Origin of the sequence: Pantoea sp. Ap-870, assembly GCF_011752515.1 — a bacterium.
Taxonomy (GTDB): Bacteria; Pseudomonadota; Gammaproteobacteria; order Enterobacterales; family Enterobacteriaceae; genus Pantoea; species Pantoea dispersa.
Genome location: NZ_VWXG01000005.1, coordinates 156,438 through 169,836 on the forward strand (window position 1 = coordinate 156,438; position 13,399 = coordinate 169,836).

The window sequence follows — 13,399 nt, forward strand, 5'->3', positions numbered from 1 at the left end:
CCTCAAGTCGGGCGGCGTTAGCCGAACATCGCCTGCAGGTGCAGACAGGCATCGTCATAATCGCTGCGTTCAAAAATGCCCTGCTGCAGGAAAGCTTCCATCTGCGGATAGAGCTTAATGGCCCGGTCCAGCATCGGATCGCTGCCTGCGGCATAAGCGCCGACGCTCACCAGATCGCGGTTACGCTGAAAGCTGGAGAGCAACTGCTTGAACTGGCGCACGCGCGCATAGTGGGTTTCATCAATCAGCGAGGTCATGGCACGGCTGATCGACGCTTCAATATCAATGGCCGGATAGTGACCGGCCTCCGCCAGGCGACGCGACAGCACGATGTGGCCATCGAGAATAGCGCGCGCCGAGTCGGCAATTGGATCCTGCTGGTCGTCGCCTTCGGTCAGTACGGTATAGAACGCGGTGATTGAACCGCCGCCGTGAATGCCGTTGCCGGCGCGTTCTACCAGCGCCGGCAGCTTCGCGAACACCGAAGGCGGATAGCCTTTGGTGGCCGGCGGCTCGCCGATCGCCAGCGCGATCTCACGCTGCGCCATGGCGTAGCGGGTGAGGGAGTCCATGATCAGCAGCACGTGCTGACCGCGATCGCGGAAATCTTCGGCGATGCGCGTGGCATAAGCGGCCCCCTGCATACGCAACAGCGGCGAAACGTCGGCCGGCGCGGCGATCACCACCGAGCGCGCGCGCCCTTCGGCGCCAAGAATGTTCTCGATAAACTCTTTAACTTCGCGGCCACGTTCACCAATCAGGCCCACCACGATGACGTCGGCTTTGGTGTAACGCGCCATCATGCCGAGCAGCACCGATTTCCCCACGCCGGAGCCGGCAAACAGCCCCATACGCTGGCCGCGGCCCACGGTGAGCAGGGCGTTGATCGCCCGCACGCCGGTATCCAGCACATCGTGGATCGGCGTACGCTGCAGCGGGTTGAACGGCGCGGTGATCAGCGGCGCGCGGTAGCCGGTTTCCGGCGCGGGCAGGCCATCCAGCGGTTTGCCGCTGCCGTCCAGCACGCGGCCGAGTAGCTCCGGCCCCAGCAGCAGCTGTTTACCGCTGTGATCGCCGTGCACGCGGGCATACACGCGCGCGCCGGGCAGAATGCCATCGACCTCTTCCAGCGGCATCAAAAACAGTTTCTGGCCGTTGAAGCCGACCACTTCGCTTTCCACTTCGGTAATCGTGCCGTTGTCATGGCGCTCAATAATGCAGGTGGCGCCCAGCGGCAGCTGCAGGCCGGTGGCTTCCAGCACCAGACCGGTGGCGCGCGTCAGGCGGCCGTAGCGGCGCACCGTCTGCACCTGACTGATGCGGTCTTCAAAACTGTCGAGCGCGCCCAGCCAGCGCGAAAGGCGTGACGTCATCAGAATGCTCCCGGTGCCGCCAGACGGCACAGCTCCTGCCAGCGCGTGGCGACGCTGGCATCCAGATCGCCGTCTTCGGCGCTGAGTTTACAGCCGCCGGGATGCAGCGAACTGTCGGCCAGCAAACGCCAGCCATGTAAATCGAGCGTTGGGCCCAGCGTCTGCTCAACGCGCTGCAGATCGTCCGGGTGCACGCGCAGCTGCGGTTTGCCGCTGAACATTGGCTCCTGCTGAATCAGCTGCTGGATCTGGCGCAGCAGGGCGCTGCCATCCACCTGCGTCGCCTGGCCAATCACCGTGCGCGCCGCTTCCAGCGCCAGCTGCATCAGGCGCGACGCAATCACGCTATCCAGCGCTTCCAGCGTGTGATGAAACTCGGTGACCAGCTGCTGCATACGCGCCTGTAACGGAGCCTGCTGCTGCTGGGCATCGGCCAGTCCCTGCTGGAACCCGGCGTCATAGCCGTTTTGCTGCGCTTCGGCGAAGCCTTTCTGATAACCTTCGCTGTAGCCCTGCGTCTGCGCATCTTTACGCATCTGCTGCTGCAGACGTTCCAGCTGCTGCTGCTGTTCATCTTCCTCGCTCAGCACGAGGTCGTTGTCCGGCTCGTCCGCCAGCAGCAGTTCAGGTTCGGGCGGCTGCGGTGCGCCTAAATCATCAGGCTGCCAGCGCTGCCATGCACGGGCGGAAAAGGCATCAGACATAGGTTTCCTCGCCACCACCAATTACCATCTCGCCTGCTTCCGCCAGACGGCGCACGATAAGCAGGATTGCTTTCTGTTCGTTCTCCACCGCGGACATACGCACCGGGCCACGGTTGGCGAGGTCGTCGCGCAGGATATCGGCGGCGCGCGCCGACATGTTTTTGAGGAATTTCTCGCGCAGCGGCTGCTCGGCTCCTTTCAGGGCAATCAGCAGCTGCTCGGACTCCACTTCCTGCAGCAGGCGCTGGATGCTGCGGTCGTCCACTTCCACCAGGTTTTCGAACAGGAACATCTCGTCGATGATCTTCTGTGCCAGCTCGCCATCGAAGTCGCGTACTGCTTCGATAACCGCTTCTTCCTGCTGGGTTTTCATCAGGTTGATGATTTCCGCTGCGGTTCTCACGCCGCCCATCTTCGCGCGCTTGAGGTTGGTGCCATCCAGCAGGCCGTTGAGCACTTCGGTCAGCTCCGCCAGCGCCGCCGGCTGTACACCGCCGAAGGTGGCGATACGCAGCATCACATCGTGGCGCAGACGCTCGTCGAACAGCGCCAGAATATCCGCCGCCTGGCCGCGCTTCAGGTGCACCAGAATGGTGGCGATAATCTGCGGGTGCTCGTCGCGGATCAGATCCGCCGCCGCCTGCGGTTCCATAAAGTTGAGGGTTTCCATGCCGCTGGTGGTTTCGCGCGTTTCGAGAATGTCCTCCAGCAGGCTGGAGGCGCGCTCTTCGCCCAGCGCCTTGATCAACACCGAACGCAGGTAGTCGTTGGAGTTGAGGCTCAGCGCAGCAAACTGTTCGGCATCGGTTTCGAACTCGCGCAGAACTTCAGTCAGCTGCTTATGCGAAATCTGTTTCATGCTGGCCATCGCGGCGCTGAGGTGCTGCACCTCACGCTGGTTGAGGTGTTTGAACACCTCTGCCGCACGCTCTTCGCCAATGGTCATCATCAGAATGGCGCTCTTTTCAGTACCGGTCAGACTCATAGTTCGTTACTCATCCATTCGCGGATAACCAGCGCCACAACGCGCGGATCGTTTTCAGACATATCGCGGATGCGCTGGCTCATCACCTCGGCGCTCATGCGGTTGTTAGATTTGCGCTCCTGGTCCAGCTCGTCTTTGTTGATCTGGACGCTGTAAGCGGCTTCTTCTTCACGCGCGGCAGCACGGGCAGCGGCGGCTTCGGCGGCGGCTTTCTCGGCTTCACGCTTACGCAGCAGCTGCGGACGCACCATTTTGCGGTAGAGGATGAAGGCAACCAGTGCCACCAGCAGCCAGCGACCGGCCGTCATCAGCTGATCAAAGAACGACTGCTGCTGCCAGAAGGGCAGGTCGCCGCCGGTTGGCTCGGTAGTGTTGAACTGCGAGTTCACCACGTTGACGCTGTCGCCACGCGTTTGCGAATAGCCCATCGCTTCGCGGGTCAGATCTTCAATCTGCTTGATCTGCTGATCGTTCAGCGCCACCGCTTTGCCTTTGCCGTCATCGCGGTAGTTGACCACCACGGCGACCGACAGGCGCTGCACGTCACCGACGTTGAGTTTGGTGTGACGAATGGTGCGATCCAGCTCGTAGTTCACCGTGTCGTTGCGGCTGGAGCTGCTCGGGCCGCTGCTCTGCGCGGTGCTGGTCGAGGTGCCGGCATTCTGCGCGTTGTTGTTGTTCTGCTGACCGTTAGCGTTGTTATTGTTCTGCTGCTGCGGGTTGGTGACCGGCGCGGTATTGGCCGGCGCAGGCTGATTCGACAGCGCACCCGGCACGCCGCCCGGATACGGGCTGCCGTTCTGATCGCTGGTGCTGGTCTGGCGTGAGCGAATCGCTGTGTTATTCGGGTTCGCATTCGGCTGATACTTCTCGTCCGTCTGCTCGCTGCGGTCAAAGTTAATCTGCGCGGTCACCTGCGCATGCACATTACCCTGACCGAGAATCGGATTCAGAATGGCTTCAATGCGCTGCTGATAGCGTGCTTCCACTTCAGAGGCATATTTCAGCTGGGCATCGTTAAGATCGCGGCCTTCGCTGTCGGAGCGCGTCAGCAGGCGACCCGCCTGATCGACCACGGTTACATTGCCTGGTGGCAGACCGGCTACGCTGCTGGAGACCATGTGCTGAATCGCCTGAATCTGGCCTTCATCCAGCGCACGGCCCGGTTGCAGGTTCAGCGTTACTGAGGCCGACGGGGATTTTTGCTCGCGCACGAACAGCGTCGGTTTTGGCATCGCCAGATGCACGCGCGCGCTCTTCACCGGTCCGAGCGTTTCGATGGTGCGCGCCAGCTCACCTTCCAGCGCACGCTGGTAGTTAATCTGCTCACTGAACTGGCTGATACCAAACTTCTCTTTATCCATCAGCTCAAAGCCTACTGAACCCCCTTTCGGCAGTCCCTGCTGGGCAAGACGCAGACGCAGCTCATGCACTTTATCGGCGGGCACCATCAGGGCGCCGCCGTTTTCAGCGAACTGGTAAGGGATGTTCATCTGGGTGAGCTGGGTAACAATCGCGCCGCCATCCTCATCAGAGAGGTTGTTATAGAGAACGCGATAGTCGGGCGCTTTGGCCCACAGCACCAGCGCCAGAACCACGGCGATAGCGGCCGCGGCAGCAACGATTAATGGAATACGCGGATTTGCGCGCAGGCGGGCGAGAAGGTCATTAAAGCCTTTCTTTGCTGTATCCTGTGTGGCGGCTGCACTCGCATTCATGACCAATTCCTGCCTGACATAATTGACCGGGTGTATGTAGGTGACAAAACTGACTCCCTGATACGCATCCCCGCCCGTTGATGCCGTGTAGCTGGCCGACGGGGTAGGGGAAAAAATGAAATTCCAATCTAATGCCTGGCATTATTTGATGAATCGTGTCACTTCGATGGCTGGATAAGCCGGGTTTTTTGCAGTCATTTAGCGCCTTTGTCCTATTGACAGTGTGTTAACTTTTCCTCCGTGAGAAAAAGAACCCTTCATCTATGAGGTACAGGCAATGTCAATTCAGGCAATAGATGGCGTACTGCAGCAGCTGCAGCTGACGTCACTGCAGGCCAGTGGCAAACCGACCGAGTCCGCCAGTCAGCTCGATTTTGGTGCCACCATGAAAGCCGCGCTGGATAAAATCAGCGCCACCCAGACCGCTGCGCGCAGTCAGGCGCAGGATTTTGAGCTGGGTAAACCGGGCATCCAGTTGAATGATGTGATGGTCGATCTGCAGAAATCGTCGATTTCGATGCAGATGGGGATTCAGGTGCGTAACAAGCTGGTGAATGCCTACAGCGAGATCATGAGCATGCAGGTCTAGCGGCGCGCAATAAAAAACCGCCTGAGAAAGGCGGTTTCGTCAGGGTCAGGGCAGTGACAGTTTTTCGCTGATCGTCCTGTAGCCCTGTTCAGCGAAGCGTTGCTTGCTGATGGCATCGTTTTTGGTGGGTTCAAACCAGGCACCTTCTCCACTGGTTGAGAAAAACCAGACTTCTGGCTGTTCTGCGCCGCGCTGCACCCAATAAAATCCTTCCTGCATTATCATGTCCTCCTCACAGGAATATAGTTCAGCTACGCTGCGCTTAACAGCGTAACTGACAATATTCTCACCTGCAGACGAAAACCTAAGCAGATTGCACCTCTTCCGGTGGCATCAGTTTGCCACTGAGAAGTTTAAAACCGGCAGATTTAAAACGAGGCAGAGAAAGCGGTATCGGCTCCATCGGGCGATAAAAACCGCGTCCAGCATCCCAGTACCATACCTCAGGCTCAGTTGTGCTGCTGCCTACCCAGTAAAAACCCGTATCCATCAGTGCTCTCCAGAAATGAATGAAGGCACGCCTTCTCTAATTTCCGCAAAATAATGTCTTAATTAAACTCAATGATCAATCTCGGTTGCCGCTTCGCTTATTAACGCCAGCAGTCAGCGGCCACGAAAATAACATCCGGTGGGTCGGTCCAGATATCATCGAAGGTATTTTACTGATCCTGATAAGGATCTTTTTTGTCATCCTGACTGTCATCGCGTGTACGCGGGATTTCGCCGTGCTCACGAGCATCATCATGGGCTGGATGATCATCTTCCTCATAAGCATTACCTGCATGCGGCGCGGCTTCCGGTAAACCCTTGTGTACCTCGCCCTCGTTTTTACGCTCCTTGTTGGTCTCGTGTTGTTTCATCTTTCTCTCCAGCAGGGGTTTTGTTGTGATGAATTTTAGCTGATCGCTGGCCGTTTCTGGCGGCCGTAATCGTTTTCACACTCTACACGCAGAACGGCTAAATTGTACATTTTTGCAAAGTTGTACAAGTTTATGGGGGCTGTATAGAAGTGCACACGTCAGCAAGGAGTAAAAATAATTTTGTTGAGCAGAAAGAGAGGCTTAGCACAGCGCCTGATATTTTATTCAGGTTAACTGCATGATTTTTCCTGCGAAAATGGTGATTTATTGTTGAAGAGAATGGCGAAATTATTGTGCAAATCTCCTCTGACCACACGAAATGCTAACTAAATTGTTGTACAAGTTTTCCGTCTTTGTATAACTTCTTGCTTGTGGCAGTCAGTCACACGTAACGAATGATGCTTTGCATCGCCTCTGAAGGTGTTGTGGATTTCCACTTTCAGAGGCTGCTTTTTTACCTGTGCTGATTCAAAAATTTAACCTGAGTAACCGATTAATCACTGCAGTTTGCACTGCAGCTCACCCGATGAGGCTTGTTATGGAACAGAATGCATTGGCGTCAACAGAGTCTCAATTGTCAGAATATTTTCAGCACGCCGGCTCAGAATATGCCAGTGAAAAAGAGATCATCGCGCTGATTTACAAACAGCTGGCGGCGGTGAAACTGCGCGTGAGCAATAAAGATATTATTCTGGCGCTGCTGGAGCGATTAGAGTCTGAACATGACGTGGTTCAGCTGGATATTTATCGCCAGGCACTGGAACTTATTGTTCAGCGCACGCCTGACGATATCGCTTCCTGAAACCTGTGTCTGTCGTACTCCACTCCATTGCCGAAACACGGACGTTTAGTTGCCTGTTTGTTTCGCCCCTTAGCTTAGGGGCATTTATTCTCTTCGCGTCTCGTTTCCTGCCTGAATAAGCCCAGCGTGAAATGCACAATAGCCTCTATTCTCTGCTACAGTATTTAGCTGGAGTAAGCTTTCATGCAAGCAGGGTTACTCATTACGCCAGAGGGCGTATCACTTTATCGGGCACGCATGAATGTCTGATTCGCGGCGCAGGCCGCTGGGCAAACCTATGAATGATGGTTATTACTGGATTAAAGATGGCGAGCGTCATCCGGAAGTGTGGCTGTACCAGAAGCAGTTTGGCTGGTTTCGCCCGTGCAGCGCGGTGCCAATGACGCAGCGTACCTTTGAGATGATGAAGTACGTAGTGCTCAGTGAACGGCTGGAAGAACCGGCGCGTGAGACTGAGTGTTAAGCCTGTGACCGCCGTTACGGCGGTCAGCTTTGCCGGTTACTTAATCTCCGGCCAGGCTACTGCCGGGAAACCATTAAACTGTGGGCGGGCAAACAGATAGCCCTGGAATTGACTGACACCGACCGCTTCCAGCCACATCCACTCCTCGGCTTTCTCAACGCCTTCAGCAATCACCGCGATCTCCAGCGAAGCGCAGCACTTAATAATGGCATGCACAATCGCCTGTTTTGGGCCGCTTTTGTGCACGTCACTGATGATTTCCCGATCGATTTTGATCTTATCCGGCTGGAATTTAGACAGCAGCGACAACCCCGCAAACCCGGCACCAAAGTCATCCAGCGCCAGGCTGATACCGGCCGCCTTAAGTTTTCTTACTTCTGCCGTAAATTCTTCAGCACGCGAGATGATTTCATTCTCCGTCACTTCCACCACGATCTGCTCCGGTACCAGACCGTTGGCCGCGATTTCCTGCAGCAGGAAATCCACCGCATTCGGGACGGTGACCAGCGACATCGGCAGCAGATTGATGGTCAGCGTCTGCTCGCCGAGGCCGAGATTTTTCGCCAGGTTGAAGGCCAGACTTTTGGACTGAATATCAGCATGGTAAATCGCATCACCGCCAAACGCAGAGAAGTACTCCTGCGGTGAACCGCCGTCCGGTGTGCGAATCAGTGCTTCATAGGCCGTAATACGCCGTGAGAAGGGATCAACAATCGGCTGAAACGCAAACCGGCAATCCTGCACATAATGGTGCAGACTCTCCAGCTGACGCTGGCTTTCCGCATCAGTGATAAATTCCCAGGTATTCGCCGGCGGGATCTCGAAATAGTTCTCTTTTTCCCGCGCCTCAACGAAGGTACGCAGGAACTGCAGTGCACGGTCGTCATAGGTGAGCTGGTAACGCGAAGTGCCTTTATCCAGTACCGCCTGTAGCACGCTGGATTTGTCATGCTCGCGCAGGTCAAACAGCTCCATACCGACGTTACCAAAGCGCCGGGCTGGCGCGAAGTCATGCATCAGTTCCACCAGATTGTGATGGCGGGCGTCGCGGCAGATACGGTCGTAAATGCCCTGAACGGCCTGATCGGGTCCTTCAAGCAGCTGGAAGAAATGTCGCCCATCAAACAACAGAATGCCGGTGACATCTGAAACTTCGTTTTTCTTATTGGCTTTGCCAACCATATCCTCCAGCGTTTTGATGGGAACGTGATCATAGAGGTGGCTGCGGTAAAGGATGGTAGTCAGCATGAGATTGTCCGGCGCTATCGTTATTTTGCCTTACATTAACAGCCAGACGGCAGGATCTGTCCAGCGCTGAGACGCGTAATCGTTAACTATTTTATTAAATTCCACTTAACCGAAGCGGCTGGCAGGGCACTTCAGGTGGAATTTTTACTCAACCGCTGTTCAGCGAGGTTAACGATAAATAAATTCGATTGAAAGGATAAATGAAAAGCGTATCGTTAGCCGGGTTAACCGGAGGTGATAAAGATGTTGCGTGATTATTTGAAGATTGATGAAAGCGATCGTTTAGTTGAGCAGAGCTTGTTACGCCTGCATAACCGTGGACAGGAAGATGTCACCGAATGGCACATTGTCGGTGCCAACGGTGAGCAAAAGGGCAGCGTGGCGCTGTTCGATAAACTGAGTAACCGTCGCTCTTATCGCGTTAGTTACCGTATAACGCAAACCGATCCCGAGGGAAGGGTGATCGTCGATCATCTCACCGACACGTTGTGATTTTTGCCGTAGTCTTTTGTTGGATTTGACCCGCCGCGTGGCGGGTTTTTTGCTGCTTCAGCGGCTGCCGCGCCGCCGCATTTCCACCAGCGTGCCAATCAGTTCCAGCGAACTTTTCTGACTCTGCTGCACGGGAAAATCTTCGTTCAGCGGCCGTAACGAGAAAATTTGCTCGTCGTGCATCCGAATAATTCGCACCATCGCGACGTCGTCAACCCGCGCCAGCACCACATCGCCCGGCTGGGGCACGCGTTGCGGATCAAAAATCAACCGGTCGCCGGCGCGATACGCCGGGTTCATGGCGTCATCTTCCAGCGTAACCGCCAGCGCACTGTCGCTCAGCGCTTCGTCACTGTAAAGAAAGCGGACAGCCTCCTGCTGCCACTGCAGTCGCTGCTCATTCAGCCAGTCCGCGGCCTGCACCAGCGTGACCAGCGGCACGGCAGTGAGAGCGGGGGAAGCGTGCGTATTGGCAAACGGCTTGCCGTCGCCATCAATAATCCACGCCGCGCTACACTGCAACAACTCCGCCAGCCGCAGCAGATGCTCACCGCGCGGCACCGTCTCTTCTTTCTCCCACTGCGAAACCGCAACGTGCGACACGCCAATGCCATTGGCCAGCGCCTGCTGCGTTAATTTCAGTGCCTTACGGCGCTGGCGAATGCGCTCACCACCAGATTCTTTTTTCATCATCTTGACAACTCCTCCAGGCTTGTCTTAAGTATACTTAAAATCATTATTTAAAGTAAACTTAAATATGCCGCTGGCCGTGATACTGGCGAGGGAGGTCAGCGGGGTGTCCGGCTAACCCTCGCCAGGTGAGAGAGGTAGGGCATGGAGAGTAGTTTGGTCACCAGCGTAGGCGCACTGCTGCTTGGCGGTGGCGCGGCAGCGGTGTTCTGGAAACCCCTGATGGCGGGGATCGCGTCAATCGTTACCAGCAATCGCGCGGGCGGCGAGATCATCACCAGCTACAAAGAGCAGGTGCTGCTTCTCAAGGAGAGCCATGCGCTGATGCGCCAGGAAAACGATGAACTGCGTATCCGTCACGACAAAAACCTGCGGCGTATCTCATCGCTGGAGACCGATCTGCGTTTGATTAAGAACGCACTCGGTATCCTGCTGGCGACCACCGAAGCCGAGCACAGCGATAAGTTTCGCAGCCAGATTAATCAATTGATCACCACTCTGGAGGAGAACCGCGATGGTGCAGATAAACAGTGAACTGCTGGTGCGAAGCCACCGCCGTCATCTGATGCTGGGTGGCCTGCTGATGCTGTTATCGCTGCTGTGTGTGGCGATGACCATTCTGTTTCTTTACGTCAATAACGACGCCAACCGGCGCGTGGAGGAGATTCGCCAGCAGTACCGGGCGATCTCCGATCGACGCGAAGCAAAGGTCGCCGAACTGACCAGCCAGCTGGTTGAGCTGCAGAAAAAGCTGGATGCTCAGCCGCCGCGCAGCGCCAGCCACACCACAACGCCCTCCACGCCGCCGGCCGGGCAGCAAACCGCGCCACAGCAGCGGCGCTAAGGAGGACCTGATGCGTATTACCGAGCGGATCGCAGTCCGTTTGCATCAACTGCGGTCTTTATTTAGCAATAAGGAGAAAATTATGAGCGATCAAACTGTCATCAACCCAACCAGCGCTGCGGCGCAACAGGAATTGTCACCGCTGGAGAGTTTTGCCAACGAAACGGCCAGCGCGCCAGCTGCCGCTGACAGCGCAGCTGACAGCGTTGCCCAGCCAGCAACGCCGCCGGCAGCCGCAACGCCAGCCGCGCAACCGGCAGCGCCAGCCAGCGCTGAGCAACCGTTTCATGCGGATGCTCCGGTCGATCTCGATCAGCAGCTGGCAACGCAGGATACGCTGGCGAACGGCTCGGCCAGCGCAGGCGCCTCAGCGGCCGCCACGCCTGGCGTGCGCAACGCGCAGGCCGCCGCACCGGTTGCTGTCCCCGACGCGCCAGTTACTGCTACTGCCGCCAGTGATGCGGTGGCGCAGGATATCAGCGCCGGGGTGAAGGACTTTGTCCAGGCTTTCAGCTTTGTTGAACAGGGCGTGCTGAAGCTGGGCAGCGCCGCAAAGGATGAACTGATTGCGCTGGCGAAGAAGTATCTGTAATTCAGACGGGCAGGGATGCCCTGATCACCCGTTCGGTCGCGTGATCTGCCTTTCCAGTTCCAGCGGATTTCGCTGCCGGCTATTAATCTTTTTAGCGGGCGAGCCGAAGTAGATCGACCACGCTTCGGTATCGCGCGTTATCAGTGAATTGGCGCCTACCGCCGTTCCCTCTGCCAGCCTAAGGCCTGGCATAATAATGGATTGCGAACCGACGATAACATGTCGGCCCAGCACCACTTTCCCCGAGGTGACGCCGGTCAGGTGGGCAGGCACGGTGGGATTGGTCATGAATTCCCCACTGTAGTCATCACTTTTCGAGTAGATTTTTACGCCCTGCGAAAGCCCCGAGAAATCCGCCATTTCCACACCGGCACCCGCCAGTACGGCGCAGTAACCGCCAATATGAATGTAGGAGCCAAGCGTCAGATACCCATCGCCGGCAGCCACGAGGGTCGAGAATCCGTCGATGCGCACGTGATCGCCAAGGGTGATATTGTGCAGGCCAATAATGGTGCAGTTTTTTGCCACCATGACCTGCCTGCCGACGTGTTTAAAGCCGAAACTGTTCAGCTCATGTTCGGTGTAATAACCAGGATTGAAAGGTTCAGTCGACACAGTGCATTCTCCGGATGATCGGGGCTGGGGTGCCATTATAGGTGCGAAGGCAACAGTCTGTAGCGAAAGAAAAGCGCTAAATCTGACGTCAATTCATCGCAATCAGCCACGAATGGAGACTAAGTTAAGATAATTCTGCAGGCGGCTTCGCTATTATCTGCTAACTTTAATTGCTCAGGCGTTATTTTAACTGGCTTTATCAGCAAAAAGGAAAATAGCATGAGTGATACAGAGGCAATCAAAACCAAAACTGACTACCTGCGTGATGTCACCTCACAGCTAAAAGAGATGCGTCACTATGCGCAGACCAACACTGAGACGCTTTCCAGCCACTGGCTGGCCTTTGATGCCGGGGAGTATAAGGATAAAGAGTACGCCACGCGTTTCGATGCGCTGATCAACAAGCAGGGACAGCTGCTGGATGATATCGATCAGGCGATTCAGGATCTGGAAATCGCCATCAATCACAGCGAGCAGGAAAGCTAAACGCGGCAGCTGGTGGCCTAATCGGCCACCAGCCACATCTCGGCTTCATCGAACATCTCTTCAACAATACGCGCAATCGTCGCCTTGTCGTTTTTACTCATATCGGTTTCGATGGCATTACGCTCCATCGGCTTAACCCGCACCTCCAGATCCGGAAAGACGCGCTGCACGCGTTTCTCCAGCTCCTGCAAAATCATTTCGCGCGCGCCCGGTAAACCGGCTACGTTGCGCTTGTCGTAAATCAGCTCCACAAACATCAGGGCATTCCAGTAATCAAAGTGGGAGCGTCATATTACTGTAAATAAAACCAGTGACAAGCGGCATGGCGGCAATTATTTTCATACGGGTGAAACAGCGCGGCGTAAAGATGCAACGACAGGGGAACAAAGCGGGCAAAAGCAGAGGGCCTACGCAAAAAATCGAACCTCTGGAGGTGGAAATCCAGCAACACCTCCAGAGGCGGTGCAATAGCACCTTTCGTTCAAGGACAATCGACGACAGTCGTCGTGAGTATTAAGTTATACAACTTTTCCCATCTTGTACAACTTTTTCCCCGGAAATTTCTCTCCGATCGCCTTTTTATCAGTGCATCGCTTATAACTCGTTCTTAATACAGAACTCTTCCCACGTCATACCTAACGCTTCCGCGTGAGATTTCAGATAGGTTTCAATCGCTTGTGCAGCAACTGCTTTATCCGGTTCCGCCAGCTGGATGGAGAACAGAATGCCGTCGAGCTTCTTCTGACGCAGAAACGCGGCATAGATGCGCTCGGCGTGCCACGCGCGCAGTTCACGCAGGGACATATTGGCGGCGCGCGCATCACTCTCACTCAGTTCATCCAGCGCGGACTGAAAATCAGGGTGGGCGGTGAAAAACAGGCTGCGGGCCAGGGCGTAATACTCTTCAGGGGTTTTCATTCGGGGGTTCCTGCCGGTCA

Annotated in this window: 20 protein-coding genes; 8 read left to right on the forward strand and 12 right to left on the reverse strand. The window is 55.9% G+C overall.

Annotated elements, in window-relative coordinates:
* Window positions 1–17 precede the first annotated feature (17 nt).
* From fliI to fliF, 4 genes are read right to left on the reverse strand one after another with little or no spacing between them, the layout of a single operon-like run.
* Window positions 18–1,373, reverse strand: a complete 1,356-nt coding sequence (gene fliI / locus F3J41_RS14140) for a flagellar protein export ATPase FliI (RefSeq protein ID WP_021509867.1) — start codon at window positions 1,371–1,373, stop codon at window positions 18–20.
* Window positions 1,373–2,077, reverse strand: a complete 705-nt coding sequence (gene fliH, locus F3J41_RS14145) for a flagellar assembly protein FliH (RefSeq protein WP_058771154.1) — start codon at window positions 2,075–2,077, stop codon at window positions 1,373–1,375. Before fliH ends, fliI begins: the two co-directional genes overlap by 1 nt.
* Window positions 2,070–3,062: a flagellar motor switch protein FliG gene (gene fliG, locus F3J41_RS14150; RefSeq protein ID WP_021509869.1), complete on the reverse strand. Its 993-nt coding sequence runs from the start codon at window positions 3,060–3,062 to the stop codon at window positions 2,070–2,072. Before fliG ends, fliH begins: the two co-directional genes overlap by 8 nt.
* Window positions 3,059–4,780, reverse strand: a complete 1,722-nt coding sequence (fliF, locus tag F3J41_RS14155) for a flagellar basal-body MS-ring/collar protein FliF (protein WP_058771155.1) — start codon at window positions 4,778–4,780, stop codon at window positions 3,059–3,061. The genes fliG and fliF overlap by 4 nt, the downstream gene beginning before the upstream one ends.
* 277 nt (window positions 4,781–5,057) lie before the next feature.
* Between fliF and fliE the strand changes: the two genes are divergently transcribed.
* The gene (fliE, locus tag F3J41_RS14160; RefSeq protein WP_021509871.1) at window positions 5,058–5,369 is read left to right on the forward strand and encodes a flagellar hook-basal body complex protein FliE; all 312 of its coding nucleotides are present in this window, start codon (window positions 5,058–5,060) and stop codon (window positions 5,367–5,369) included.
* A gap of 45 nt (window positions 5,370–5,414) precedes the next feature.
* Here fliE and F3J41_RS14165 read toward each other — a convergent pair whose 3' ends face one another.
* The 3 genes from F3J41_RS14165 to F3J41_RS14175 all read right to left on the reverse strand — a co-directional run bounded on the left by F3J41_RS14165 (window position 5,415) and on the right by F3J41_RS14175 (window position 6,229).
* Window positions 5,415–5,588, reverse strand: a complete 174-nt coding sequence (locus tag F3J41_RS14165; RefSeq protein WP_158251397.1) for a hypothetical protein — start codon at window positions 5,586–5,588, stop codon at window positions 5,415–5,417.
* An 85-nt stretch (window positions 5,589–5,673) separates the two neighbouring features.
* Window positions 5,674–5,859 (reverse strand): hypothetical protein, encoded by a 186-nt coding sequence (locus F3J41_RS14170; protein WP_058785645.1) that lies wholly within the window; start codon window positions 5,857–5,859, stop codon window positions 5,674–5,676.
* A gap of 169 nt (window positions 5,860–6,028) precedes the next feature.
* Window positions 6,029–6,229 (reverse strand): hypothetical protein, encoded by a 201-nt coding sequence (locus F3J41_RS14175; RefSeq protein ID WP_058757398.1) that lies wholly within the window; start codon window positions 6,227–6,229, stop codon window positions 6,029–6,031.
* A gap of 460 nt (window positions 6,230–6,689) precedes the next feature.
* Here F3J41_RS14175 and F3J41_RS14180 point away from each other — a divergent pair, with 460 nt between their 5' ends.
* Window positions 6,690–7,031, forward strand: a complete 342-nt coding sequence (locus tag F3J41_RS14180) for a biofilm/acid-resistance regulator YmgB/AriR (protein ID WP_318249596.1) — start codon at window positions 6,690–6,692, stop codon at window positions 7,029–7,031.
* Window positions 7,032–7,308: 277 nt separating this feature from the next.
* Window positions 7,309–7,494 carry a hypothetical protein gene (locus F3J41_RS14185; RefSeq protein ID WP_125311403.1) on the forward strand — a complete coding sequence of 62 codons (186 nt, stop codon included), beginning with the start codon at window positions 7,309–7,311 and terminating at the stop codon, window positions 7,492–7,494.
* 36 nt (window positions 7,495–7,530) lie between these two features.
* Here F3J41_RS14185 and F3J41_RS14190 read toward each other — a convergent pair whose 3' ends face one another.
* A complete protein-coding gene (locus tag F3J41_RS14190) occupies window positions 7,531–8,742 on the reverse strand; it encodes a diguanylate phosphodiesterase (RefSeq protein WP_058776032.1) in 1,212 nt (403 codons plus the stop codon).
* Between the two features lie 243 nt (window positions 8,743–8,985).
* On the opposite strand from F3J41_RS14190, the gene F3J41_RS14195 reads away from it, so the two are divergent.
* Window positions 8,986–9,234 carry a hypothetical protein gene (locus F3J41_RS14195; RefSeq protein ID WP_021509875.1) on the forward strand — a complete coding sequence of 83 codons (249 nt, stop codon included), beginning with the start codon at window positions 8,986–8,988 and terminating at the stop codon, window positions 9,232–9,234.
* A 57-nt stretch (window positions 9,235–9,291) separates the two neighbouring features.
* Here F3J41_RS14195 and F3J41_RS14200 read toward each other — a convergent pair whose 3' ends face one another.
* Window positions 9,292–9,927 (reverse strand): S24 family peptidase, encoded by a 636-nt coding sequence (locus tag F3J41_RS14200; RefSeq protein ID WP_211075237.1) that lies wholly within the window; start codon window positions 9,925–9,927, stop codon window positions 9,292–9,294.
* Between the two features lie 141 nt (window positions 9,928–10,068).
* Here F3J41_RS14200 and F3J41_RS14205 point away from each other — a divergent pair, with 141 nt between their 5' ends.
* The 3 genes from F3J41_RS14205 (at window position 10,069) to F3J41_RS14215 (ending at window position 11,360) form a co-directional block, all read left to right on the forward strand.
* The gene (locus F3J41_RS14205; protein ID WP_031280179.1) at window positions 10,069–10,458 is read left to right on the forward strand and encodes a hypothetical protein; all 390 of its coding nucleotides are present in this window, start codon (window positions 10,069–10,071) and stop codon (window positions 10,456–10,458) included.
* Window positions 10,439–10,768, forward strand: a complete 330-nt coding sequence (locus tag F3J41_RS14210) for a hypothetical protein (RefSeq protein WP_104093185.1) — start codon at window positions 10,439–10,441, stop codon at window positions 10,766–10,768. The genes F3J41_RS14205 and F3J41_RS14210 overlap by 20 nt, the downstream gene beginning before the upstream one ends.
* A gap of 82 nt (window positions 10,769–10,850) precedes the next feature.
* On the forward strand, window positions 10,851–11,360 hold the full coding sequence (locus tag F3J41_RS14215; protein WP_059009610.1) for a hypothetical protein: 510 nt from the start codon (window positions 10,851–10,853) through the stop codon (window positions 11,358–11,360).
* A gap of 24 nt (window positions 11,361–11,384) precedes the next feature.
* Here the strand turns inward: F3J41_RS14215 and F3J41_RS14220 are convergent, their stop codons facing one another.
* Complete coding sequence (locus F3J41_RS14220; protein ID WP_233210692.1) at window positions 11,385–11,975, reverse strand: acyltransferase; 591 nt, start codon at window positions 11,973–11,975, stop codon at window positions 11,385–11,387.
* 219 nt (window positions 11,976–12,194) lie between these two features.
* Between F3J41_RS14220 and F3J41_RS14225 the strand changes: the two genes are divergently transcribed.
* Entirely contained in the window at window positions 12,195–12,461 is a 267-nt protein-coding gene (locus F3J41_RS14225) for a hypothetical protein (RefSeq protein ID WP_021509881.1), read from the forward strand.
* 17 nt (window positions 12,462–12,478) lie between these two features.
* On the opposite strand, the gene F3J41_RS14230 is transcribed toward F3J41_RS14225, so the two are convergent.
* Window positions 12,479–12,718 (reverse strand): DinI-like family protein, encoded by a 240-nt coding sequence (locus F3J41_RS14230; RefSeq protein ID WP_021509882.1) that lies wholly within the window; start codon window positions 12,716–12,718, stop codon window positions 12,479–12,481.
* A gap of 337 nt (window positions 12,719–13,055) precedes the next feature.
* Window positions 13,056–13,379: a DUF6388 family protein gene (locus tag F3J41_RS14235; RefSeq protein ID WP_058776037.1), complete on the reverse strand. Its 324-nt coding sequence runs from the start codon at window positions 13,377–13,379 to the stop codon at window positions 13,056–13,058.
* Window positions 13,380–13,399: the final 20 nt, after the last annotated feature.